Below are 23,029 nucleotides of genomic sequence, written 5' to 3'. Positions count from 1 at the left end.
TTCTCCGTGCTGCCGCTGCCCGGTGTGAGCACGCGTCAACGGCGGACGCTACTGCGAGGTAAGTGGGTTCGAACAGGTCGATTGGTGCCCACTTGATGACTCGCTCCCGGGATCCCACGATGTGGAACCGGCTGCGCTGCCGGCGTCGGGCTCCCGTGCGGCCCGTGTTCCGCCCCGGGGCGTCGTCCCCGGGAAGTTGTACGGGCGGGACACATGTACCCTGCTCAGCCGCTTGCCATGCTGGAACTGCTCCGTGATTGGCCCTGTTGGGGGGCGCCGGGCGAGTGGCGGGCGGTCTTCGGCCGGCACGCGCGTGTCCGTCCCCGGGCGGTGCGGGGGCGTCCGAGCGAGGGCGCGCGTCTTGCCCGGTTTGGCTCGTTGGTGATGTTTCGGGGCTCGCTCGGGTGTTCCCTCTCACAGTCCCCGAACTGTCTCAGGATGCGGAATGTTTTGTTCGTATTCCGGTCGTTGAGTGGCGTCGGCAGGGCTCGGGCACGGCTTGCGGGGCGGCGCGGCGCCGGACGGGGGCGGGAGGGCGCGGGGGCGTTGGCCCTGTGGAGCCGTGCGCGGGCGTGCGAGCCCCTGGTGGAGAGGTGCGGCCTGGTGCGCCCGCTGGCTCTCCACGGCACACATGTCAGGATGGGTAACCCGCTTTCGGGGAAAAGGAGTTCGGTTTTTCACGACGGGCGGTCCGGCTGCCGCAGCGGTCCGGTGCGCCCGGCGCCAGACAGGGGGTGTCGCGATGAGCAGTGTCAGCAAGGGGCTCGACAAGGTGGAAGTGGCGGTGCGGTGGGACCCGAGCGCGGCCGGTGCCGTGACCCACGATCTCGACGTCATCGCCGCCACGTACACGGGATCCGGCGGGTCCGGGACGCCGGAGTACGTGGTGCACCACGGCAGCCGTTCGCCCGACGGCACGATCAACCTCAACCGTGACAGCAGGACCGGCCAGGGGCTCGGCTTCGACGAGGTGATGGTCCTCGAACTCGACCGGCTCGCCGAGCGGTTCACCGCTGTGGTGGTCGGCGTGGCCATCCAGCAGGGCGAGGGCCGCGTCACCTTCGGCGAGGTCGCCCGCGCCGGTTACCGCATCCGCGAGGGCTACACCGTCCTGGCCGAGGGCGAGTTCACCGACGTCGGCACGAGCACGGCGGCCACACTCGCCAGGTTCAGCCGTGACGAGCACGGCCAGTGGCGCATCCAGGACGGGCTGCACGGCTTCGACGGCGACGAGGTCGATTTCGTCTCCGCCATGGGTGACGCACGCGGCTGAGGCCCGACCCTGCCGGGAATCCGGCAGACGAGCGGGGAGAACCGGCGCCGGTACCGAAACCGAAGACGCCCGGACCACGGAAACCAAAGACGCCCGGACCGGCGGCGAGCGCCGGCCCGGACGTCGTGGTCGGGCGGGGTGACCCGGCGGCGTGACCGGGTCGGGTGGATCAGGCCGCGTCGGTCAAGCCACGTCGAACCGGTCCAGATCCATGACCTTGCTCCACGCGGCGACGAAGTCCGTCACGAACTTCGCCTTCGCGTCGTCGCTCGCGTAGACCTCGGCGAGCGCGCGCAGTTCGGAGTTGGAGCCGAAGACCAGGTCGGCACGGCTGCCGGTCCACTTGACCTCGCCGGTGGCGGTGTCCAGGCCCTCGAAGGTGGTGGCGTCCTCGGACGTGGAGCGCCAAGTGGTGCCCAGGTCCAGGAGGTTGACGAAGAAGTCGTTCGTCAGCACGCCGGGGGTGGCGGTGAGAACGCCGAGGGCGGACTGCTTGGTGTTGGCACCCAGGACGCGCAAGCCGCCGATCAGGACGGTCAGTTCGGGGGCGCTCAGGGTCAGCAGGTTGGCCCGGTCGAGCAGCAGGTACTCGGCCGGAAGGCGGTTGCCCTTGCCGAGGTGGTTGCGGAAGCCGTCGGCGGCCGGTTCCAGGGCGGCGAAGGACTCCGCGTCGGTGTGCGCGTCCGTGGCGTCCACGCGGCCCGGGGTGAAGGGCACCTCGACGGCGTGGCCCGCGTCCTTCGCGGCCTTCTCGACGGCCGCGCCGCCCGCCAGCACGATCAGGTCGGCCAGGGACACCTTCGCGGAGCCGGAGTTGAACTCGCGCTGGATGCCTTCGAGGGTACGCAGGACGGGGGCGAGCCGCTCCGGGTCGTTGACCTCCCAGTTGCGCTGCGGTTCGAGGCGGATCCGGGCGCCGTTGGCACCGCCGCGCTTGTCGCTGCCGCGGAAGGTGGACGCCGAGGACCAGGCGGTGAACACCAGGTCCTGGACGCTCAGGCCCGATTCGAGGATCTTCGCCTTGAGCGCGGCGGCGTCGGCGGCGCCGATGGTCTCGCCCTCGGCCTCGGGCAGCGGGTCCTGCCACAGCAGTACCTCCGCCGGGACCTCCGGGCCGAGGTGCAGCGACCTCGGGCCCATGTCGCGGTGGGTCAGCTTGTACCAGGCGCGGGCGAAGGCGTCCGCGAACTGGTCGGGGTGCTCGTGGAAGCGGCGCGAGATGGGCTCGTAGACCGGGTCGAAGCGCAGCGCCAGGTCGGTGGTGAGCATCGACGGGGCGATCTTCTTCGTGGCGTCGTGGGCGTGCGGGACGGTGCCCTCGCCCGCGCCGTCCTTGGGCCGCCACTGCTGGGCGCCCGCGGGGCTGTGGGTCAGCTCCCACTCGTAGCCGAAGAGGTTGTCGAAGAAGCCGTTGCCCCACTGGGTCGGGGTGGTGGTCCAGGTGACCTCCAGGCCGGAGGTGATGGCGTCGGCGCCCACGCCGCTGCCGTGCGAGCTCTTCCAGCCCAGGCCCTGCGCCTCGAGCGGCGCGGCCTCGGGGTCCGGGCCGACGGCGTCGTCGGGGGCGGCGCCGTGCGTCTTGCCGAAGGTGTGGCCACCGGCGATGAGGGCGACGGTCTCCTCGTCGTTCATCGCCATCCGGCGGAAGGTCTCACGGATGTCGCGGGCCGCGGCCAGCGGGTCCGGATTGCCGTTGGGGCCCTCGGGGTTGACGTAGATCAGGCCCATCTGGACCGCGCCGAGCGGGTTCTCCAGCTCGCGGTCGCCGGTGTAGCGCTCGTCGTCCAGCCAGGTGGTCTCCGGACCCCAGTAGACGTCCTCCTCCGGCTCCCACACGTCCTCGCGGCCGCCCGCGAAACCGAAGGTCTCAAGGCCCATCGACTCCAGGGCGACGTTTCCGGCCAGGATCATCAGGTCGGCCCAGGACAGGGACTGGCCGTACTTCTTCTTCACCGGCCACAGCAGACGGCGGGCCTTGTCCAGGTTGGCGTTGTCCGGCCAGCTGTTCAGCGGCGCGAAACGCTGCTGGCCGGCACCGGCGCCGCCGCGTCCGTCACTGATCCGGTACGTGCCAGCGCTGTGCCAGGCCATCCGGATCATGAACGGGCCGTAGTGGCCGAAGTCGGCGGGCCACCAGTCCTGCGAGGTGGTGAGGACCTCGGCGAGGTCCCGCTTCACGGCCGCGAGGTCCAGGCCCTGGAAGGCGGCGGCGTAGTCGAACTCCTCGCCGAGCGGGTTCGCCACGGCCGGGTTCTTGGCCAGGATCTTCACATTGAGCCGGTCCGGCCACCACTGCCGGTTGCCGCCGCCCTGGGTCGGGTGCGGGGCGCGGTTCCCGTGCGCGACGGGGCAGCGCCCGACGGTGTCGTCCGTCGGCGCGACCGTGGTCGCGTCCGTGCCGTCCGCGGCGAGTGCCTCGTGTGCGTCGTGCTTGTCAGACATCGAAATCCTTCCGGACCAGGCGGATCACGCTGCTCATCAATGGCTGCTCATCAGAGACGGGCGGTGGCCGTAGCAGTCGAACTGGGGCTGAGGCCTGCCGAGCCCCGTGAGCCCGGGTCGGGCTCGTGACAGTGGCTCCCTGCCTCTTGGCTTGTACTGGAGTGGATCCTACAATGGACAGAGTCCAAGTCAAGAAGTAAGACAAAGTCGGAGTCGATCAGAAGAGGTCGGGGTCGGTCGGAAGCGGTCGCCCCCTGGTCGGGCGGCTTTCCAGTCGTCCTCCGGTCGTCCCCCGGTCGTCCGTCGAGCCTCGCCGGGCGTCCTCAACTCCCTTGCGCGCCAAAGCACTTGGAGCCTTCACGTACGGCCGCGACACGTCATGCATTCCACGGGAAACGGATGGGGGAACCACCATGAGCGATCTGTTGGAGCGTCTGCGTGAGCGCGGCTGGCGCCTGACCGCCCAGCGCCGCGTAGTCGCGGAGGTGCTCGACGGTGACCATGTGCACCTCACCGCCGACGAGGTGCACGCCCGCGCGGCCGGAAGGCTGCCCGAGATCTCCCGGGCCACCGTCTACAACACCCTCGGCGAGCTGGTCCTGCTCGGCGAGATCCTGGAGGTCGCCGTGGACGGTCGCGCCAAGCGCTACGACCCCAACGCCCACCGTCCGCACCACCACCTGGTCTGCTCCGGCTGCGGCACCATCCGCGACGTCCATCCGGCCGGTGACCCGCTGGCGGACCTCCCGCCCGGCGAGCGGTACGGTTTCACGCTCGCCGAAGCCGAGATCACCTACCGGGGGCTGTGCCCGTCCTGCGCCGCCCGCGACAAGGGCTGACCCGCGCCCGCGACCGTGGCTGAACGCGGCCCCTCCGATGCCGTCCGATGCCGTCCGATGCCGTCCGGTGCCGCCCGACGCCGGACACCGCCGTACGCTCCCAACCTTCCCGTAGCACAAGGGACTTGAGGAGCGAACCGGTGCACGAAGGGCCGGTTGCTGCATCTGTGCGCCACTGGTGCGCGGGCGCGCTCGCGGGACGGTGGCCGCACGATGGCAGTACAGCCGCAACCGTGCAGCACCACCGTAAGGAGTCAGCATGGTCGTCCCCGGAGCGCGGGGTCCGGTCTCCCGGTCGCAGGCGCGATCGCAGTCCCGGTCCCTGGGCAAGGCGCGGTTCGACAGCATCTACGACCGCCCCGACCCACGGTCCTACTTCGAGCGGCTGGCCCCCCTGGAGTACGAGATCCCGCACCACGCCCAGGAGATCTTCCGCCGGACCGCCGCCGCCCGCGCGGCACTGTACGACGGCCGTACCGAGCCTCCCGCCGTACTGGACCTGTGCTGCTCGTACGGCATCAACGCGGCGCTGCTCAACCACGAGGTCACCCTGGCCGAGCTGTACGCGCACTACACCAGCGACGAAGCCCTCGGCCTCACCACCGACGAACTCGCCCGCCACGACAAGGAGTTCTACGCCGAGCGGCGCCGCCCGCAGACCTTCCCGGTGTACGGACTCGACATCGCGGGCCGCGCGGTGGACTACGCCCAGCGCGCCGGACTCCTGGACGGCGCCTTCACCGAGAACCTCGAACAGGGCCTGCCCGGCACCGAGTTGCGCCGCGCCCTGGACCGCGTCGGCCTCATCACCCTTACCGGCGGCGGCAGTTACCTCACCGAACGCACCTTCACCGCCCTCCTCGGCGCCATCCGCCGCCCCCTGTGGGTCAGCGCCTTCGTCCTGCGCACCGTCTCCTACGACCCCATCGCCCGCGTCCTCGCCGAACACGGCCTGCCCACCACCGCCGACCCCACCGGCACCTACCCGCAGCGCCTGTTCACCGACGACGAGGAACAGCGGTACGCGATCGAAGCGGTGCGGGCCCTGGGCGGCGACCCGGCCGGCCGCGAGGAGGCGGGGCGGTTCCATACGACGTTGTACGAGTCGCGGCGGGGGCGGTAGGGGGCGGCTCGGGGCGTCTCGGAGCACCTGCTGCAGGCTGAGGCCGAAGGCGCAGAAATCAGATCGGTACATGGGGTGAAATTGGCGCATGGCCATGAAGCGCACGAACGTCTACGCCGACCCGGAAGACCTGGCGATCATCAAGGAGGCCGCCAAGCGTCGAGGGATGAGCGAGGCGGAGATCATCCGTCAAGGGATCCATCTCGCGGCCATGGCCAACCGCGTCTGGGACGAGCCCCTGTTCTCGCGAACCTTCGACGGGGCGGGCAGTACGCCCCCCAAGTCCGAGGTGCGTGACATAGTCGCCGACGCGGTTCGTCGCGAGAGTCTCTCCGGGCCCGGAACCGCCGTGTGATCGGCGTCTTCGCCGACGCGGTGAACGTGGCTCTCGCCGCCGACTACGACACCGACGCGATTCTCACCCTCGACCGACGTGACTTCCGTGCCGTACGTCCACTGGGCCGCCACAAGGCATTCCGGGTGCTGCCCGACGATCTTCCTCTCTGAGAGTCACCCGACCGTACTGCCCGTACTGCACCGGCACCGCCTGCTCGGCGTCAACGCCATGGCGTGGTTGGCCTGGCCATGCTCCTGTCTTCACGCGCATGCTGGAAGTGACGAGGGAGGGCCGTCGGAGGAGAGCGGGTGCAGCGATGAACGCCGGAGAGCGGGGCGCGGGAGCCGGGAGTGCCGGAGAGCGGGCACAGGCCGGGAGCGCCATGGTCACCGTAGGCCTGGACGGTACGCCGGAGTCCGTCGCGGCGGCCCGGTGGGCGGCGCGGGAAGCCGGGGCACGGGGTGCGACCCTGCGTCTGCTGCATGCCTGGGTCCTGCTCGCACCGGAGCACCAGGGAACTGCTGCCGACGCCGACCAGCAACGTAACGCCTGGTCGAAACGGATCGTCGCCGAGGCCGCCGCCGACCTCCGCGCCCGCCACCCGGACCTCCTGCTCGTCGAGGACCTCGTCGCCGCCGAGCCCGAGTCGGCCCTGCTCACCGCCGCGGAGGAGTCCGCGTTGCTCGTACTCGGCTCGCAGGGGCTGGGACGGTTCGCGAGCTATCTGCCGGGCGCGGTGGCGCTGCGGGTGGTCGGACGCTCGGCGGCGCCCACGGTTCTCGTCCGGGCCGGGGCGGGGGACGAGGGCGGCGACGCAGACGGGGGAGAAGCGGGAGCCGAAGGGGCCGCGGGAGACGCGGGAGACGCGAGTGCGGCAGGCCCTGGCTCGGTGGTCCTCGGGCTCTCCCTGCACGAACCCTCGGACGAACTCCTCGACTTCGCCTTCGGCGCGGCGCTGCACGGCGGCGCCGGCCTGCGGGTCGTCCACACCCTCGAACTGTCCGGGCACAGGTATCTGCGCGGCGATCCATGGGCCGAACACGCCGTACCGGAGGAGGCCGTCGAGCAGGCCCGGCGTGAGCTGGCCGACCTGGTCGCACCGTGGCGCCGTACGTACCCCGGTGTGCGGGTGACCGAGGAGATCGAGGCGGACGCGCCGGCCCGGGTGCTGATCCGTGACGGGTACGCGGCCGGACCGTCCGGACTGCTCGTGGTCGGCCGCCGCCGGAAACACCCGCCGCTCAGGCCCCGGCTCGGTCACGTGGTCCAGGCCCTCGCGCACCACGCCGCGTGCCCGGTGGCCGTCGTCCCGCACGACTGACGAAGCCAGTCGTCCCGCACGACTGACGAAGCCGCACAACCGGCCGACGCGGAGGGCTAGTTGGCGGCCTGGAGCGAATCGAGCCACGCGGTCAGGCGGGCGCCCTGGCCGGTCATGATCTCCGGCTCGCGGAGGGCGTTCGCCAGCAGGGACATGCCCTGGTACGCGCCGACGAAGGTGAGCGCGAGGTCCTCGGCGTCGGGCAGGCCGAGCTCGCGGAACTGCCGGGCGGACCAGTCCACCAGGAGCCGCAGGACGTCGCCCGCCTCCCGGTCCAGACCGTCCTCGTGCCGCTTGTCGAGCTCGGCGGCCAGGGTCCCGGTCGGGCAGCCGTACCGGGCCGCGAGGTCGCGTCGGCCGACCCAGGCGTCCACGAGCGCCTTGAGGCGCTCACGCGGATCGGGCAGTTCGGCGAGGCTGTCCGTGAGCTCGGCGAGCCGGTGGGTGTGGGCGGCGAGCGCGGCCCGTACCAGGTCGTCCTTGGTCTTGAAGTAGTAGTAGACGTTCCCGACGGGGACGTCGGCGGCGGCCGCGATGTCGGCGATGGTGGTGCGCTCCACGCCCTGCCGGTGCAGGACCTCGGCCGCCGCGGTCATCAGCCGCTGCCGTTTGTCCGCGCCGCGCACCTTCCGCGCATCGCCGCGCGCCTTGCTCGAATCAGCCACTCGGCAACTGTAGACGCGGGTCGCAGGGGTCGTGCTACTGTCCGGTCCAGAAGTTAGTCAGTCAGCTAACTAACTCTGCCGAGCCACTGGCCAAGTCACTGGCCGGCTCACTGGCTGGCTCACTGGGAACTCATCAACCGGACGTCCGGGGGCGGACGTTGACCGTAGGGGGATCGGCATGATCGTGGTGACCGGAGCGACCGGAAACGTGGGGCGTTCGCTGGTGCGGGTGCTCGCGGAGAGCGGCGTACGGGTGCGGGCGACGTCCCGGGGGATCGCGGCGGCGGACGTACCGCGGGGGGTCGAGCGGCTGCCCGCGGATCTGGCCGACGCGGCGAGCCTGCGGCCCGTACTCGACGGCGCCGAGGCGCTGTTCCTGCAGAACGGCGGGGCGAGCGCGCATCTGATCGACCCGCGCAAGATCCTCGACGCCGCCGAGGCGGGCGGCGTCCGGCGGGTGGTGCTGCTGTCCTCCCAGGGCGTGGCGACCCGGCCGGAGTCGGCCTCGCACGGACAGCTCGGACGCGGCATCGAGGACGCGGTACGGGAGTCGGGGCTTGAGTGCACGGTGCTGCGGCCCGGCGGCTTCGCCTCCAATACGTACGCCTGGGCCGAGTTGGTGCGCACCGAGCGCACCGTCGCCGCGCCCTTCGGCGACGTCGGCCTGCCGGTCGTGGACCCGGACGACATCGCGGAGGTCGCCGCGGCGGCCCTGCGCGAGAGCGGCCACGCCGGACAGACCTACGAGCTGACCGGCCCGGCCCCGGTCACGCCCCGGCAGCAGGCCGAGGCGATCGGCGCGGCCCTCGGCGAACCCGTACGGTTCGTCGAGCTCACCCGGGCGGGGGCGCGCGAGCGGATGCTGCACTTCCTGCCCGAGCCGGTGGCCGACACCACCCTCGACATCCTCGGCGAGCCCACCCCCGCCGAACAGCGCGTCAGCCCCGACGTGGAACGCGTCCTCGGCCGCCCGGCCCGGTCCTACGCGGCTTGGGCGCGCCGGAACGCGGAGGCGTTCCGGTGAGGTGAGACCGGTTTCAACCGCCGGGTTCCGAGGGCGAGTTGGCTCGCAGGGCTCACTCCTCCGCCCGGGCTTCCCGAAGCGCTCGCGTGCGCAGGGCGAGCAGAGCCCCGATGCGCAAGTCCGGGGCGGTGGGGTCGGTCAGGCGGGGGCCGAAGAGCTCGTCCAGTTGGCGCAGGCGGTTGCGGGCGGTCTGCGGGTGGATGTGCAGCGCGTCCGCGACCTCGGGCGCCGTACGGCCCCAGGACAGCAGCAGGGCGTCGAGGGTCTCGGCGAGGCGGGCCGCTTTGCCGGGCGGCAGCTCGTGCAGCGGTGCCAAGGCGCGGTCGGCCAGGAGACGGCCGATGTGCCGACTGTTGAGCAGGTGGACGTCGAGCAACCGGTCGGCGGCGACGATGAGTTCGTCGGCGGGGGTGGGGGCCGTCGCGGGGGACGGCGTGACGGATGGCGGGGGTGAGGGCGCGGCGGCCGCCGGTGCCGAGGGGGAGGCGGGGGCTGCGAGTGAGGCGGGGGATGCGGGGGAGGTGGTGGCGGCTGTCGGGGTCGCGGCGGCCCCGGCGGCCGACGCGGTCCGGCGCAGGTGGTGGCCGAAGGCGAGCCGGGCGCAGTGCAGGGACAGCCAGGCCTCCTCCAGCGGGACCACCGGGCCGAGCGCGCCGGGCAGTCCACGGGCGGCGGCCCGCAGTCGCTCCATCCGGCCGTCGCTGTCCGGCTCGGGCACGATCAGGTGCAGGCTGCCGTCCTGGGGGAGTACCAGGACGTCGTCGTCGAGCGCGGACAGTGGCCGGTTGCCCTCGGCGGTGGGGCGGATGATCAGTGCCGCGACCGTGGCGGGCAGCGGCCACCCGGCGCGTTCGGCGAGCGCGCTCACCGGTTCACCGCGCGGCACCGGCGTCTGTTCGAGAAGCCGTGCGGCCAGGGCCCTGCGCAGGCGCTGCACCTGTCCGGCCGAGCGGGCCTGCGCTCCGGCGAAACCCTGCACCACCTGGTCGGACATGGCGTTGATGTGGGTGAGTACGGCCTCGTTCAGGGACAACGCCACCTCGGCGGGAAACCCGGCCTCCCGCGCCAGCTCCACATACCGGCGGCAGGCCACCCGCGCGCCCACCCGGTACGCGGCCTGGAGCCCGTCCGTGGTCCGCCCGCCGAGGAACTCCCTGCGGCCGAGGCGCCGGAAGAAGCTCTCGTACTGCTGCTGAACGCTGTCCGGATTCTCGGTGAGTTCCGCGAACTGGTGCAGCGCGCTCTGTACGGCGGTGATCAGATCGCGGCTCACGGACGAGTGGGGCGTATGGCGATAGGCGGGCACTTCCTGGCGAATCGCTTCCGCGACCAGTGCGGTGATCTCGTCAATTCGAGGGCGCAATACGTCGGCGAATTCCGCGGGCAGCTCACGCCAAGGAAGCCGGGAGTACGCATGTGTCGACTGCATCACAATCCCTTGTTCAATAGAGCGGAACTCGCATGGCGCGGACGGTTGTCGGAGAGTAATTCCGTGCCGCGGAGGGCGCCAGCCGGACGGGGTTCTTGTGAGATGCCCCTCGCCGGGAGACCCGCAGGTCCGCCGTATCGCCACAATTGCCTCTCCTTTCCGGTCATTTCGGTATGGGGCGGCATGCCGCGCGGCTTGATGGCGGCGCCACGCTCGTGGTTCGTCCCGGCCGGACGGGGACGGCAAAGCTCCTCGATCGAGTTCTCCTCCGCTCTTCACGCCCACCCGCCGCGGTGCGCGGAACGCTCACTTCGGTGAGCGGCGACCCCGGTGATCTGTAAATCCCGTGACAGCTTTCTTCCCGCTTACGGGGCCCGGCTGGAGTTTCGTATGTCCGCGCCGCGAGTTTGAGGCCACCCCCGTCGTGAAGAGAAGGTGAGAAAACCTTGCGGAAGAACGCTTTGGGTGGCCCCACGGCACCCGGCAGTACGAAAGGCGCGCGCCGAAGCGGCCCCCGCCACCGGGCCCGCACCTGGCGCACCTGGCTCGTCGCCTCGGTCGCGGCGCTGTCCGTCGCGGTGAGCCTCGGCATCACCGGGATGATGCGGGACAACGCCTCGGCCGCCGAACCCGAGGGCCCGCGACAGGAGAACTTCGGCGCCGCCCTGCGCTACAGCCTCACCCACCCGACCGCGATCCCGGCCGGGACCAACGACTGGTCCTGCGAGCCGACAGAGGCCCACCCCGAGCCGGTCGTCCTGGTGCACGGCACCGTCGAGAACCGGTACGCCGCCTGGTCCGCCCTGGCGCCCAAGCTCAAGGACGCGGGCTACTGCGTCTACGCGCTCAACTACGGAGGCAAGGAGGGCGGCGCCGTGCAGGGCATGGCCAGCATGCACAAGTCCGCCCAGCAACTCGCCGACTTCGTCGACAAGGTGCGCTCCGAGACCGGCGCGGCAAAGGTCGACCTGGTCGGCCACTCACAGGGCGGCCTGATGTCCCGCCACTACATCAAGGCGTACGGAGGCGCCGACAAGGTCGACAAGCTCATCGCCCTCTCCCCGCCCAACCACGGCACCACGATGGGCGGCATGACCTACCTGGCCAACCCGATCTCCGACCTGCTGACCCGCACCGCCTGCCCGTCCTGCTTCGAGCAGATGGCCGGTTCGGAGTTCCTCAAGGCCCTCAACGGCGGCGGCGAGACCAAGCCGGACATCGCGTACACCGTGATCTCCACGACCAAGGACAAGGTCGTCACCCCCTACATCTCGACCTTCCTGCGCCCCGCCACGAACGTGATCAACCAGCGCCTCCAGGACTACTGCGGCTCCGAGGACACCGGCCACAACGACATGGGCTACAGCCCGTCGGCGACCCGCCTCGTACTCAACGCGCTGAACCCGGGGCAGACGAGACAGCCTGCCTGCTGATAGTGGCTGTGGCTGGCCTTGACTCTTGGCTGGGTCGCGGTCCAACTCTCCGCCTGGTCAAGGCTGTTGCTGCCCGGATCCGTCGCCCGTCCCTTCGTCAGAAGGGGGCGGGCGATGGGCGTGTGTGTGGGGGCATGCGCGTGGGGGCGGGTGCGCGGCGGGGCCGTCACCTTCGGGTCCGGTCACGGGGTGCTCGCGGGTGCCGTCGGGCGAACTCCTCGGCCAGTAGACCCATCACCACGAGATCGTGATGCCGACCGCCGAAGTGGACCCGGTCGCGAAGTCGGCCTTCCTCCCTGAACCCGAGCCGCCGATGCAGCTCAAGGGACGCCTCGTTGTGGGCGAAGATCTGCGCTTCGCACTTGTGATAGCGCCACTCCGCGAACATGAAACGCAGAAGCATCACGACGGCTTCGGCGGCGTAGCCGCGGCGCCGGTGGTCGGATCCGATCGTGACGCCGTACTGGAACCAGCCCGCGTGCGAATCGGCCTGATATGAGCCGACGGCACCGACCAACTCCCCCGTACCGAGGGCTTCGACCGCCAGCACGAACCGGTCGCCGTCGGGCTTGGCGGTCGACTGTTCCTTCGCCCAGTCCCGGAAGCTCGCGGCGGATCGCGGCGGATGCAGCAGATCGCCCAACCGCTCTTCGTCCACGGCGAATTGACTGAACGCCACCCAGTCGTCGGGCTCGATACCGCGCAGACGTATCCGGTTGCCGGTCCAGAAGGATGCCATTCCTTATTCGATCATGTCGTGGGGCGCGCGGTACTGGTCTTGCGCGGACCTGCGAGGGGCTGTGGGGCTGGCGGCATCTGCGCGACCCCTGAACTGCTGTATCCCGCCACCCCGTTGAGGAGGGCCTGCGCCAACGGGATGTCCGTGTCGGTCAGGGCTGCTGTGGCGAATGAGTGCGCCGAGAGCGGCAAAGGCTGCGCGCGGGTTGGTGCCGGTGCTCATGTGACTGGCGGGAGATGGATTGCAAGTCTCAGATCTCCCTCAAGTTCCTTGGTGTTTGGCTTTGTTGATTTTAGGCTCATGAAGTTGTTGCTTGATGATCTATAGGGGAAACATGCGAAGATCTACCGTTACAGCTGCACTTGTGCCACTTGTGGTGTTGCCGGTTCTGCTGGCAGGGACGTCCGGGGCTGCTGCGGAGGAACCCGGTGGGGCGCCACCGGAGGAAGTGATGTCGGAGCAGATCGCTACGCGGGAAGAGGCGCACGACGGTGTGGTCGAAGGCCCGTCCTTGACTGCGCAGGAGGCCGAGGAGGAAGCGCGCCTTGAAGCGCTGCCGGAGGTTGCCGACGGTGACAAGCGTGATAGCCGTGCCGCCCCGCCCCGTTGTGACAACCCCTACCGCGAGTGGTACGTCGTGAGCGGCAAGACGAACTACCACATTCCCTCGTGGTGGAACGGGACGAGTTACAAGGACGGCCCGGGCGGAACCATGAAGGTGAAGGTGGAGAAGAGCGGAAAGATCGCTGTCGAGGTGAGTGGCAGTGTCGAGGCCAGCACCAATGCGATCATCGCCAAGGCCAAAGCCACCTTTGGCCTCAAGGTGACCGCAGAAGTCGGTATCACTGTGGGTCATGAATACTCACGTGATATCCCGGAAAAGAAGTACGGTCACTTGCAGTACGGCACCTGGGGGTACAAGGTCAACTGGACCAAGTACGCCACCAGTGGGGACGGCTGTGGCAAGGTCAAGCGCGGCTCCGGCACCGCCAAGCTCCCCACCAAGGAAGTCGGATGGCGTTTTTGGACCACGAACACATGAGTAGCTCAATGCGACGCGACAGCCCTGCCCTGGTTGCGAGTTCGGTCGCTGTTCTGCTCCTGATGACCGGATGCTCGGACGGCGGTGAGCCGAGCAAGGAATCCGGCCCAGCCAGTCACCCGGCGACGCCGTCCAAAACCAGGACCTCCGACAGTCGAGCGGCGGCACAGGTGCGCAGCGCTCTGAGCATCGAAGAGTTGCCCCAGGGGGAACCGGACTTCGTCGAATCCGGCTTGGAGCAGATTGACGACGGCCTGCACGTACGGACCCCGCTCGCCAAGGGACACCAATTCACCCTCGCTGTCGCCTGTGCGGGCCGGGGGAGCCTCCGCCTGACCGTGGCCGCCAAGGATGGTGGTGGTTCTCGCGTCCTGCGGTGTGACGGTGTGCCCGTACGGCAGCGCCTCACCTCTGCTGGGACGGTGCGGCTCGACACGTCGGCCGAGGGGGACGCCTCCGGTGCGGTCGGCTGGCGTATCGACCGCTACCCGTCCACGGCGTGAGCGGGACTCCGGCGCGGCTTGCCCGAACTTGCTCGTAATGGGCGAAAGTTGATGGCTGGTGCAGTCATGTTCTGTTCGCACTGATCGGGTAAGTTGCCCTCCGAGCGGTTTGAGCCGCTCATCGACCAAAATCAGACCACTTCACTCTTCGTACGGGGATGCCATGAGAAAGATCAGCCTCTGTTTCGCCACCGCTCTCGCCGGTGTCGGTGTGTTCCTGGCCTCCGGTTCGGCCGGGGCCATCGAGTTCAACAACGACGCGTGCCTGGACCTCTCGCAGATCGAGACCTGCGAGAACCACGTGAACTACGGCTTTGTGAAGGCGCAGGGCCCGACGCTGGACCCGTGCGGGATGCCGTGGGTCGCGGTGGTGCGGGGCTCCTGCTGATTCCGGTTTGGGCCGGGGGCTTCGTCGGGGGCGCCTGAGGTCCGGTCTGTTCGGTTTCGTGTCGTGACTTCCTGTGCCGTGTGCGCTCAGCGTCAAGGTTTCTGTGCGCTGTACGCCAACGACACGGAGGGTGCGGCCGGGGGAGTATTTCCTCAGAGGTTGGCGCAGGGAGCGGGCCCTCGGCGGACTACCGCCACGGGGGAGAGGTTCGCTTCCTGCGCAGCCTCATTTTTTGTTGGGTGGCGTCCCCGGTTCCGGGGCGGGCGTACTCACTTCACGGTGTAGTGCCACTCCTGGACGGTCGACGGTGAAGTGGCCCCCGTACGCGCCGAGTTGGGGTCGTCTTTCCCGTCACCGGCCGCCTCGGCATCCATGTCTTCGCCGGTGTCCACCGTCGTACGAATCGTGAAGGTGTCCCCGGGACGGGCGCCCGTCAGCGCGCGTGCCGCGTCGAGGCAGGCGTGGTGGGTGTCGCCGGGGGCCAGGGGCGTGCGGTTGAACTTCTCGCAGCGGACGCGGGTGCGGGACTCTTCCTGGGCGGTGAACTCGTAGCGGCCCTGGTTCGTGACGAGCAGCACGGTGAAGGTGGCCAGGCTCGCGATTCCCACCCGGGACTCGTCGACGATCTCGAAGGTCAGATTGACGCCCCCGGCCGGGATCTCCTCGGAGCCGTCGTTGCCGACCAGGGCCGCGAGGTCGAAGGACTCGTCCACGCCGATGGTGCGGTGCCGCGGGTGGTCCTCCGGGCCGCGGTTGACCAGGCCGGTGGTCGGGGTGGACGGCTCGGGCTCGGCGGCGGCCACCTCGATGTGCAGATGCCCGATCGTCTCCATGACGCCGCGCCCGCCGATCAGGCGCCCGCCGTTCACCGGGAAGGAGATCAGCCCGGCCGGGGTGTCGGCGGGGACGGTCCAGTCGATGGTGTACGTCGCGGCCGGGGCGGGGGTGATCCGCCTCAGCACCGACCAGTCCAGGCAGCAGTGCGGGTGCGATTCGCCGCTGGCCCGCCATCCGTGCGGGTAGCCCTCGGTGATCGTGCCGCCGTTCATGCCCGGGATGGACCAGGCGTAGCCGCCCCAGGCCGGTACGTGCAGACGCAGCGCCAGCTGCTGTCCGGGCCGGGCGACGGGGGTGCCGTCGGGCTGCGTCGCACAGTTCGTGGCGGTCGTGGTCGTGGTCGTGGTGGCCGGGGGTTTGGGCTGGGCCGGGCTCTGTGTCATGGGGGTCTCCGGAGGCGTCGGGGGAGGCGTCACCCGCAGCGCGAAAACGCCGGGTGCCCAGCATGCAGCCGTCCCGGCGCCCGCCGACGGCTCCGGCGCGCAGGGCACGCACGAGTGCCGCCGTCATCCGCTCCATTGGCCTCAGGGTGGCAGAGGGGCTCGGGGCCTCAGGGCGTCAGACGGTCGGAGAGGTCTCAGGGGCTCGGGGCCTCGGGGCCTTGGATGCTCGCGGCTGACCGGCTCCGGACCTGACCCGCTCCGACCTAACCGGGCTCAGGACCCCACCAGCCCAGGACCCGACCACCTCAGGGCCCGACCACCTGCGCGCTGCCCCTCAGCCGGTCGCGCCCGCCTCCACCAGCAGCCGTTGCTCCACGGCGGCCAGGCTCTGCCGTACGCCGCCCAAGGCCACTGCCCGGTCGCCGAGTTCGGAGATCCGTAGTTCGACGGGGGCGAGCGCCTGGCGTTCCAGGTGCCGCCGGACGGGGCCGATGAGGGTCTCGCCGGCGCGGGACAGGCCGCCGCCGATCACGACGAGGCCGGGGTCCAGGACGAACAGGACGGTGGCCAGGCCGCGGGCGAAGCGGGCGGCGGCCTTGTCGACCACGGCGAGTGCGGCCCGGTCGCCCGCCTCGGCGGCGGCGAACAGCGGTGCCAGATCGCCCTCCGGGCCGGTCGGCGCCCCGGCCTCGCGGGCCAGCCGGTGGAGGGCACCGGCCCCGGCGAGTTCCTCGAAGGGGCCGAGACCGCCGGTCCGCGCGGCGCGGTTGCCCGCGGAACGGGCCGTCGGCGCATGATCGGACCCGGACCCGGACCCGGTGTCAGTGCCGGTCCCGGAACCGGTCTCGGTCTCTGTCTCGGAGTGGAGTGCCACCTCCCCGTCCGGATGCGTCGCGACGTCGACGAATCCCAGTTCGCCCGCCGCGGAGGAGGTGCCCCGGTAGGGCCTGCCGTTCAGGACGATGCTGGTGCCGATGCGCTGGCCCCACTGCACGTAGACCAGGCTGTCGGCCTCGCGGGCGGCGCCGCGCCAGAGTTCGGCGAGGACCGCGAGGTTGACGTCGTTCTCGATGTGTACGGGGCAGCCGAAGCGCTTGCGCAGCCGGGTCACGGTGGGTGTCTCGGACCAGCCGGGGATGCTCGGTGCGAGCAGGACCCTGCTCCGTTCCCGGTCGACGATTCCGGGGGTGCCGAGCGTGACGGCCCACAGTCGGGACAGCGGTATCCGCGCCTCGGCAAGGGCACCGAGCAGGGCCGATTCGACGCGCTGGTGGAGTGCCTCGCCGGTGATGCCGGGCCCGACCGTCTCGCGGCGCTCGGCGAGGGTCCGGCCGGTGAGGTCGGCGACGAACACCTGCACCGTGTGCGGGCCGATCTCGACCCCGGCGACATGACCGGCGTCCGCGCGAAAGCGCAGTGCCTGTGCGGGCCGTCCCACCGCGGGCTGTGCGGCGGCCGGTTGGGCGGGTTCGACGAGGCCGCGTTCGCGGAGGTCGGCGAGGGCGCGGGTGACCGCGGGGCGGGAGAGTCCGGTGGCGGCGGCGAGCGTGGAGACCCGGGCGGCGGCGGGCGCACGATCCCGTAGCTGAGCGAGGACCGCGGCGACGTTCATCCGCCGCATTACGCGAGGTCCGGTGGCCGCGTTCCCTTCCGCCATGCCGGGCACCCTACCCGCCGCCTCCGCACGGCCCACCTGCCCGGTCACCCGTGGTCCCGGCCTCGCGGCCCGCCTGGTCGCCGAGGTCGTGTCGGCTTCGCGTCGGCGTCCCGTCGTGTGCACGGGTCTTGACGTGCACACGGCCCCCAACTCATATTAACGAACACTTCGTTACTAATCAGGACGGCCGCCACCCCTTGGCCTCCCCCCTCTTTCCCGCCCCGCCCCGTCCTCCTCCACCCACTGCACTCCCGCCAATCAAGGGACCCCATGAGACGCCTCCCCTCCTGGGCCGCGACCGGCGCCGCCGCCCTCGCGCTGCTCGCCGCCACCCTCTCCGCCCCTGCCCCGGCCCTCGCCGACGCCCCGGCCCAACGGGCACCGCTCACGGCCGCCGCGTCCGCCCCCGCGAACGCGCCCACCTCCACGAACGCGCCCACCTCCGCGAACCCCACCCCCGCGGCCTTCTCCACCGCCCCCGCCACCGCCGCCCTCAAGCGCCTGCTCCCGCGCCACGCGGACCAGTTCGCCCTGAAGGCCCTCCCCCGTACGTCCTCCGGCGACCAGTTCACGATCGGTGGGCGCGCGGGCCGGGTGGAGATCGGCGGGACGAGTCCGGCGGTGCTGCTCAGCGGCGTCAACTGGTATCTGAAGTACACCGCGAAGGTCGATATCGGCTGGCCCGGCGACAGCACCGGGAAGCTGCCGAAGGTGCTGCCCGCGCCCGCCGAACCGGTACGGCAGGCGGCGACCGTCAAGCATCGCTTCGCGCTGAACGACACCGACGACGGCTACTCGGGCGCGTACCGCGACTGGGCCGCCTTCGAGCGGCAGATCGACCTGCTCGCGCTGAACGGCGCCAACGAGGTCTTCGTACAGATGGGCGCCGACGCCGTCCAGTACGAGACGTTCAAGGAATTCGGTTACTCCGGCGCCGAGTTGAGGGCGTGGATACCCGGACCGGCCCACCAGCCGTGGTGGCTGTTGCAGAACATGTCCGGCTTCGGCGGCCCGGTGAGCGAGCGGCTGCTCGACGAGCGTGCCGCGCTCGGGCGCCGGATCGCCGACCGGCTCCGCGAACTCGGTATGACGCCCGTGCTCCCGGGCTACTTCGGCACCGTACCGCCGGACTTCGAGGCGAAGAACCCCGGCGGCCGGACCGTGCCGCAGGGCGACTGGGTCGGCTTCCGGCGGCCCGACTGGCTGGACCCGCGCACCGAGCTCTTCCCGAAGGTGGCCAAGGCCTACTACCGGCATCAGAGCGAGCTGTTCGGCGACTCCTCGATGTACAAGATGGACCTGCTGCACGAGGGCGGCAAGCCCGGTGACGTGCCGGTCGGCGAGGCCGCGCGGCGGGTGATGGACGCGCTCCAGGACGCCCACCCCGGCGCGACCTGGACGCTGCTCGGCTGGCAGAACAACCCCCCGGCGGCCATCGTCGACGCCGTCGACAAGACCAAGCTGTTCATCGTGGACGGCCTCTCCGACCGCTACGCCGACCTCGACCGGGAGAAGAGCTGGCACGGTACGCCCTACGCGTTCGGCACCATCCCCAACTTCGGCGGGCACACCACGATGGGCGCCAACACGGGTGTCTGGGTACGCCGGTTCGAGGAGTGGCGGAAGAAGCCGGGCAGCGCGCTCCAGGGCATCGCCTACCTGCCCGAGGGCACCGGCCAGAGCCCGGTCGCCTTCGAGCTGTTCAGTGAACTGGCCTGGCGCGAGGCGCCTGTTGACCACAAGGAGTGGTTCGCCCAGTACGCCGAACGCCGTTACGGTGCGGCCGACCCGCACGCCGCCCGGGCCTGGGAACTGCTGCGCACCGGCCCGTACGACATGCCGGCCGACAACTGGAGCGAGCCGCAGGACGGCCTGTTCACGGCGCGCCCCTCGCTGACCGTGAAGTCGGCGGCGAGCTGGAGCCCGACCGCGATGCGCTACGACGCGGGCAAGGTCCGCCTCGCCCTGGACGAACTCCTCCAAGTGGCCCCCGCCGTAAGGGAGTCCGACGCCTACCGCTTCGACCTGGTCGACCTCGCCCGCCAGGCCCTCGCCAACCACAGCCGCGTCCTGCTCCCGCAGATCAAGTCCGCGTACGACGCAAAGGATCTGGACACCTTCCGGCAGCGCTCCGGCGAATGGCGCGACGATCTGCGGCTGTTGGACCGACTGCTCGCCACCGACCGCCGGTTCCTGCTCGGCCCCTGGCTGGCAGACGCGCGCGAGTGGGGCAACTCCCCGCAGGAGAAGGCGCGTTACGAGTTCGACGCCCGGTCGCTGCTCACCACCTGGGGCCACCGCTCGGGCAGCGAGAACGGCGGCCTGCACGACTACGCCAACCGTGAACTCTCCGGCCTGGTCTCGGACTTCTACGCCAAGCGCTGGACGACGTACCTGGACACCCTGGACACCGCCCTCACCAGTGGCCAACCCCCGGCCGCCATCGACTGGTTCGAGCTGGAGAACACCTGGAACAAGGGCCGCGAGAGCTACCCCGTGCGGCCGTCCGGCGACCCCTACACGCTCGCCCGCGAGGTCCGGGCGACCCTGCCCGCGCCCCTGCCCGCCGGTCCGGTCCGCAGCACCGACGGGGCCTGCCTGGACGTGACGGACGGCAACGGGGCCAATGGCACCGCGCTCCAGCTGTACGTCTGCAACGGCACCCCCGCCCAGACCTGGGCGCAGCCCGGCGACGGCACCCTGCGCGCCCTCGGTGCGTGCATGGACGCCCGCGACGGAGGCACCGCTCCCGGCACCGTCGTGCAGATATACGGCTGCAACGGCACCGCGGCGCAGGACTGGACGGCGCGGTCCGACCGCACGATCCAGAACCTCAAGTCGAAGCTGTGCCTCGCGTCCGAAGGCGGTACGGACGGGGCGGACGGTACCGACGGGACCAACAGGCGCATCGTCCTTGCCACCTGCGACCCGTCCTCGCCCGCCCAGCAGTGGCGGCTGCCGACCGCCTGAGGCGCCGGACCGACCGGCACCGCTCGCCCGAACCGCTCACCGAAACCGCTCGCCGGACCGCTGGTCCGGCGAGCGGTTTCGTCACGCCACAAGGGGGCGGAAGAAGGCGGGGCAGGCAAGAGGGGCCGCAGCAAGAGCCGTATCAAGCGCCGCAACAAGTGCCGGAAAAAACAAAGGCAAGAGGGGTTTCCACCTCTTGCCACTCTCAACTTATAGCGCATGGGGGGCCTTGCGGCAAGGCCCCCTTCGTGCCGCAGAATCGCTCGCCCAAGCGGGAACCTGCAGAAATGAGAGCTACGCGAATTGTCTTCACTTTTGTCGCGCGACCCCGGACCTGACCGCCGATCGGAGCCGCTGACCATGCACCCCTCCTCCACCCTGACCACCACCCTCACCACGGCTTCCGCCACCGCCGGCGCCTTCGCCCTGCCCGAGCGGCTGTCCGCCAAGTCCGCCCCCGCCCTGATCGCCCGCGACGAACAGCACTTCGCCGCGATCGCGCGGAGCCTCGAAGAGGCGATCGCCGAACTCTCCGGGCAGCTCGACGCCGCGCGCAGGGCACCCGGCGGTGCGGGGCGGCAGGCGATGGACCGGGACGCGGAGATCCACCGGCTGAGCGCACGCCTGCGCTCCCTGCGCCGCTTCGGCCTGGACCTGTGCCTCGGGCGCATCGTCGGCGCGGACGACGGTGAGCCCGTGTACGTGGGACGGCTCGGCCTCACCGACAGCGAGGGGCACCGGCTGCTGCTCGACTGGCGTTCCCCCGCGGCCGAACCGTTCTTCGCGGCGACCCACGGGAACCCGATGGGCCTGGCGAGCCGCCGCAGATACCGCTGGACCGACGGCCGGATCAGCGACTACTGGGACGAGGTCTTCACCACTGAGGGGCTCGAAGAGCACGCCGCCCTCGACGACCAGTCGGCGTTCATCGCCAGCCTGGGCACCAACCGCTCCTCCCGGATGCGCGATGTGCTCGCCACCCTCCAGGCCGACCAGGACGCCATCGTCCGGGCGGGCTCGCGCGGCGCCCTCGTGGTGGACGGCGGCCCCGGCACCGGCAAGACCGTCGTCGCGCTGCACCGCTCCGCGTATCTGCTCTACTCCGACCCGCGTATCTCGCACCAACGCCGGGGCGGCGGCGTGCTGTTCGTCGGTCCGCACCGGCCCTACCTCGCCTACGTCTCCGACGTACTGCCGAGTCTCGGCGAGGAGGGCGTACAGACCTGCGTCCTGCGTGACCTGGTCGCCGAGGGCGCGGGAGCGGCGGCCGAGACCGATCCGGAGGTGGCCCGGCTGAAGTCGTCCGCGGACATGGTGCGGGCGATCGAGACGGCCGTCAGGTTCTACGAGGAGCCGCCCGCCGAGGGGATGACGGTCACCACCGACTGGGCCGACCTGTGGCTGAGCGCCGAGGACTGGGCCGAGGCCTTCGCCGCCCCGGGTCCTGGCACCCCGCACAACGAGGCGCGCGAGCTGGTCCTGGACGAGCTGCTCACGATCCTGATGGACAAGTTCGACGGGGAGAGCGGCGGGATGTCCGGCGGGGACTTCGGCGGTGGCGAGGTGCCGCCGCACGTCTTCCGCCGCTCGGTGCTCCAGGACGAGGAGCTGGTCAGCACCCTGCACCGCGCCTGGCCGCTGCTCGACGCCGCCGACCTGGTGGGCGATCTGTGGTCGGTGCCCGCCTACCTGCGGATGTGCGCGCCCTGGCTCGGCCCCGACGAGGTGCGCAGGCTGCGGCGCAAGGACCGGCCGCACGACTGGACGGTGTCCGATCTGCCGCTCCTGGACGCGGCCCGGCAGCGGCTCGGCGACCCGGAGGCGGCCCGTCGCAAGCGCCGCCAGGAGGCCGCGCTGGCCGCCGAGCGTGCCCGTATGGCGGACGTCATCGAGAACGTCGTCGCCGCCGACCACGACGGCGAGGGCGCGGTGACGATGCTGCTCGGGCGGGACCTCCAGGACAGCCTGGTCGACGAGTCCGTACTGCCCGGCGGCGACCCCGACCTGCTCGCGGGCCCGTTCGCGCACATCGTCGTGGACGAGGCGCAGGAACTGACCGACGCCGAGTGGCAGATGCTGCTGCTGCGCTGTCCCTCGCGCAGCTTCACCATCGTCGGGGACCGCGCGCAGGCCAGGCACGGCTTCACCGAGTCGTGGCAGGACCGCCTGGAGCGCATCGGCCTCGACCGGGTCACCATGGCCTCGCTGGGCATCAACTACCGCACCCCGCAAGAGGTGATGGCCGAGGCCGAGCCGGTGATCAGGGCCGCCCTGCCGGACGCCAACGTGCCGACCTCGATCCGCGGCAACGGCATCCCCGTCGTCCACGGCTCCGTCGCCGACCTCGACTCGGTCCTCACCACCTGGCTCGACGACAACCCCGACGGCGTCGCCTGCGTCATCGGCGACCCCGCCTTCCACCCGCCGACGCCCCGCGTCCGCTCCCTCACCCCCTCGCTGTCCAAGGGCCTCGAATTCGACCTCGTCGTCCTGATCGACCCGGAGCGGTTTGGGGAGGACGGGGACAACGGGAAGGACGGGAAGGGCATCGAGGGCGCGGTGGACCGCTATGTGGCGATGACGCGGGCCACGCAGCGGCTGGTGGTGCTGAGGAGTCAGTGATG

Annotated in this window: 18 protein-coding genes and 1 pseudogene; 13 read left to right on the top strand and 6 right to left on the bottom strand. The window is 70.9% G+C overall.

Translation table 11 applies throughout. The features are described from left to right. The first annotated feature begins 742 nt into the window (after positions 1 to 742). On the top strand, positions 743 to 1,273 hold the full coding sequence (locus HUT18_RS15365; RefSeq protein WP_176101217.1) for a TerD family protein: 531 nt from the start codon (positions 743 to 745) through the stop codon (positions 1,271 to 1,273). 183 nt (positions 1,274 to 1,456) lie between these two features. On the opposite strand, the gene katG is transcribed toward HUT18_RS15365, so the two are convergent. Then, positions 1,457 to 3,715 (bottom strand): catalase/peroxidase HPI, encoded by a 2,259-nt coding sequence (gene katG, locus HUT18_RS15360; protein ID WP_176101216.1) that lies wholly within the window; start codon positions 3,713 to 3,715, stop codon positions 1,457 to 1,459. A gap of 413 nt (positions 3,716 to 4,128) precedes the next feature. On the opposite strand from katG, the gene HUT18_RS15355 reads away from it, so the two are divergent. From HUT18_RS15355 to HUT18_RS15335, 5 genes and pseudogenes are all read left to right on the top strand, one after another. Then, positions 4,129 to 4,554: a Fur family transcriptional regulator gene (locus HUT18_RS15355; RefSeq protein ID WP_176101215.1), complete on the top strand. Its 426-nt coding sequence runs from the start codon at positions 4,129 to 4,131 to the stop codon at positions 4,552 to 4,554. A gap of 259 nt (positions 4,555 to 4,813) precedes the next feature. Then, entirely contained in the window at positions 4,814 to 5,677 is an 864-nt protein-coding gene (locus HUT18_RS15350) for a hypothetical protein (RefSeq protein ID WP_254878619.1), read from the top strand. Between the two features lie 88 nt (positions 5,678 to 5,765). Next, positions 5,766 to 6,032, top strand: coding sequence for a CopG family transcriptional regulator (locus tag HUT18_RS15345; RefSeq protein ID WP_176101214.1), 267 nt, complete (start codon positions 5,766 to 5,768; stop codon positions 6,030 to 6,032). Next, positions 5,996 to 6,184: pseudogene (locus HUT18_RS15340) on the top strand (VapC toxin family PIN domain ribonuclease); the annotation flags it as partial. The gene HUT18_RS15345 and the pseudogene HUT18_RS15340, both read left to right, overlap by 37 nt. A 146-nt stretch (positions 6,185 to 6,330) precedes the next feature. Continuing rightward, the gene (locus HUT18_RS15335) at positions 6,331 to 7,335 is read left to right on the top strand and encodes a universal stress protein (RefSeq protein WP_254878618.1); all 1,005 of its coding nucleotides are present in this window, start codon (positions 6,331 to 6,333) and stop codon (positions 7,333 to 7,335) included. A gap of 56 nt (positions 7,336 to 7,391) precedes the next feature. Here the strand turns inward: HUT18_RS15335 and HUT18_RS15330 are convergent, their stop codons facing one another. Beyond that, the gene (locus HUT18_RS15330; RefSeq protein ID WP_176104555.1) at positions 7,392 to 7,931 is read right to left on the bottom strand and encodes a TetR/AcrR family transcriptional regulator; all 540 of its coding nucleotides are present in this window, start codon (positions 7,929 to 7,931) and stop codon (positions 7,392 to 7,394) included. Positions 7,932 to 8,178: 247 nt separating this feature from the next. Here HUT18_RS15330 and HUT18_RS15325 point away from each other — a divergent pair, with 247 nt between their 5' ends. Further along, a complete protein-coding gene (locus HUT18_RS15325; protein WP_176101213.1) occupies positions 8,179 to 9,024 on the top strand; it encodes an NAD(P)H-binding protein in 846 nt (281 codons plus the stop codon). 52 nt (positions 9,025 to 9,076) lie between these two features. Here the strand turns inward: HUT18_RS15325 and HUT18_RS33785 are convergent, their stop codons facing one another. Continuing rightward, positions 9,077 to 10,453 (bottom strand): helix-turn-helix domain-containing protein, encoded by a 1,377-nt coding sequence (locus HUT18_RS33785; protein ID WP_254878617.1) that lies wholly within the window; start codon positions 10,451 to 10,453, stop codon positions 9,077 to 9,079. A gap of 446 nt (positions 10,454 to 10,899) precedes the next feature. Here HUT18_RS33785 and HUT18_RS15315 point away from each other — a divergent pair, with 446 nt between their 5' ends. Continuing rightward, positions 10,900 to 11,886, top strand: coding sequence for a triacylglycerol lipase (locus HUT18_RS15315; RefSeq protein WP_217710493.1), 987 nt, complete (start codon positions 10,900 to 10,902; stop codon positions 11,884 to 11,886). A 166-nt stretch (positions 11,887 to 12,052) separates the two neighbouring features. Here HUT18_RS15315 and HUT18_RS15310 read toward each other — a convergent pair whose 3' ends face one another. Further along, positions 12,053 to 12,625 (bottom strand): GNAT family N-acetyltransferase, encoded by a 573-nt coding sequence (locus HUT18_RS15310; RefSeq protein ID WP_176101212.1) that lies wholly within the window; start codon positions 12,623 to 12,625, stop codon positions 12,053 to 12,055. A gap of 451 nt (positions 12,626 to 13,076) precedes the next feature. Between HUT18_RS15310 and HUT18_RS15305 the strand changes: the two genes are divergently transcribed. From HUT18_RS15305 to HUT18_RS15295, 3 genes are all read left to right on the top strand, one after another. After that, positions 13,077 to 13,667 (top strand): hypothetical protein, encoded by a 591-nt coding sequence (locus HUT18_RS15305; RefSeq protein ID WP_254878616.1) that lies wholly within the window; start codon positions 13,077 to 13,079, stop codon positions 13,665 to 13,667. Positions 13,668 to 13,837: 170 nt separating this feature from the next. Then, on the top strand, positions 13,838 to 14,170 hold the full coding sequence (locus HUT18_RS15300) for a hypothetical protein (RefSeq protein ID WP_176101211.1): 333 nt from the start codon (positions 13,838 to 13,840) through the stop codon (positions 14,168 to 14,170). Between the two features lie 163 nt (positions 14,171 to 14,333). Continuing rightward, positions 14,334 to 14,558, top strand: a complete 225-nt coding sequence (locus tag HUT18_RS15295) for a hypothetical protein (RefSeq protein WP_176101210.1) — start codon at positions 14,334 to 14,336, stop codon at positions 14,556 to 14,558. 269 nt (positions 14,559 to 14,827) lie between these two features. Here the strand turns inward: HUT18_RS15295 and HUT18_RS15290 are convergent, their stop codons facing one another. Next, positions 14,828 to 15,778: a hypothetical protein gene (locus HUT18_RS15290; RefSeq protein ID WP_176101209.1), complete on the bottom strand. Its 951-nt coding sequence runs from the start codon at positions 15,776 to 15,778 to the stop codon at positions 14,828 to 14,830. Positions 15,779 to 16,112: 334 nt separating this feature from the next. Then, the gene (locus HUT18_RS15285; RefSeq protein ID WP_176101208.1) at positions 16,113 to 17,435 is read right to left on the bottom strand and encodes an ROK family transcriptional regulator; all 1,323 of its coding nucleotides are present in this window, start codon (positions 17,433 to 17,435) and stop codon (positions 16,113 to 16,115) included. 270 nt (positions 17,436 to 17,705) lie between these two features. Between HUT18_RS15285 and HUT18_RS15280 the strand changes: the two genes are divergently transcribed. Beyond that, complete coding sequence (locus HUT18_RS15280; protein WP_176101207.1) at positions 17,706 to 20,405, top strand: alpha-N-acetylglucosaminidase TIM-barrel domain-containing protein; 2,700 nt, start codon at positions 17,706 to 17,708, stop codon at positions 20,403 to 20,405. 360 nt (positions 20,406 to 20,765) lie between these two features. Continuing rightward, positions 20,766 to 23,027, top strand: coding sequence for an RNA polymerase recycling motor ATPase HelR (helR, locus tag HUT18_RS15275; RefSeq protein ID WP_176101206.1), 2,262 nt, complete (start codon positions 20,766 to 20,768; stop codon positions 23,025 to 23,027). The last annotated feature ends 2 nt before the right edge of the window (positions 23,028 to 23,029 follow it).

It is taken from the genome of Streptomyces sp. NA04227, assembly GCF_013364195.1.
In the GTDB taxonomy this organism is placed as follows: Bacteria; Actinomycetota; Actinomycetes; order Streptomycetales; family Streptomycetaceae; genus Streptomyces.
The sequence above is the reverse complement of the archived record's forward strand: the minus strand, read 5'-3'. Positions and strand labels throughout refer to the sequence as shown.

What these genes read in the sequence shown, in the direction of transcription:
- HUT18_RS15350 (WP_254878619.1), top strand. Translation starts at nt 4,814, where the DNA reads ATGGTCGTCCCCGGAGCGCGGGGTCCGGTCTCCCGGTCGCAGGCGCGA.
- HUT18_RS15310 (WP_176101212.1), bottom strand. Translation starts at nt 12,625, where the DNA reads ATGGCATCCTTCTGGACCGGCAACCGGATACGTCTGCGCGGTATCGAG.
- HUT18_RS15325 (WP_176101213.1), top strand. Translation starts at nt 8,179, where the DNA reads ATGATCGTGGTGACCGGAGCGACCGGAAACGTGGGGCGTTCGCTGGTG.
- HUT18_RS33785 (WP_254878617.1), bottom strand. Translation starts at nt 10,453, where the DNA reads ATGCAGTCGACACATGCGTACTCCCGGCTTCCTTGGCGTGAGCTGCCC.
- HUT18_RS15330 (WP_176104555.1), bottom strand. Translation starts at nt 7,931, where the DNA reads ATGACCGCGGCGGCCGAGGTCCTGCACCGGCAGGGCGTGGAGCGCACC.
- HUT18_RS15335 (WP_254878618.1), top strand. Translation starts at nt 6,331, where the DNA reads ATGAACGCCGGAGAGCGGGGCGCGGGAGCCGGGAGTGCCGGAGAGCGG.
- katG (WP_176101216.1), bottom strand. Translation starts at nt 3,715, where the DNA reads ATGTCTGACAAGCACGACGCACACGAGGCACTCGCCGCGGACGGCACG.
- HUT18_RS15305 (WP_254878616.1), top strand. Translation starts at nt 13,077, where the DNA reads ATGTCGGAGCAGATCGCTACGCGGGAAGAGGCGCACGACGGTGTGGTC.
- HUT18_RS15280 (WP_176101207.1), top strand. Translation starts at nt 17,706, where the DNA reads ATGAGACGCCTCCCCTCCTGGGCCGCGACCGGCGCCGCCGCCCTCGCG.
- HUT18_RS15290 (WP_176101209.1), bottom strand. Translation starts at nt 15,778, where the DNA reads ATGACACAGAGCCCGGCCCAGCCCAAACCCCCGGCCACCACGACCACG.
- helR (WP_176101206.1), top strand. Translation starts at nt 20,766, where the DNA reads ATGCACCCCTCCTCCACCCTGACCACCACCCTCACCACGGCTTCCGCC.
- HUT18_RS15295 (WP_176101210.1), top strand. Translation starts at nt 14,334, where the DNA reads ATGAGAAAGATCAGCCTCTGTTTCGCCACCGCTCTCGCCGGTGTCGGT.
- HUT18_RS15355 (WP_176101215.1), top strand. Translation starts at nt 4,129, where the DNA reads ATGAGCGATCTGTTGGAGCGTCTGCGTGAGCGCGGCTGGCGCCTGACC.
- HUT18_RS15365 (WP_176101217.1), top strand. Translation starts at nt 743, where the DNA reads ATGAGCAGTGTCAGCAAGGGGCTCGACAAGGTGGAAGTGGCGGTGCGG.
- HUT18_RS15345 (WP_176101214.1), top strand. Translation starts at nt 5,766, where the DNA reads ATGGCCATGAAGCGCACGAACGTCTACGCCGACCCGGAAGACCTGGCG.
- HUT18_RS15285 (WP_176101208.1), bottom strand. Translation starts at nt 17,435, where the DNA reads ATGGCGGAAGGGAACGCGGCCACCGGACCTCGCGTAATGCGGCGGATG.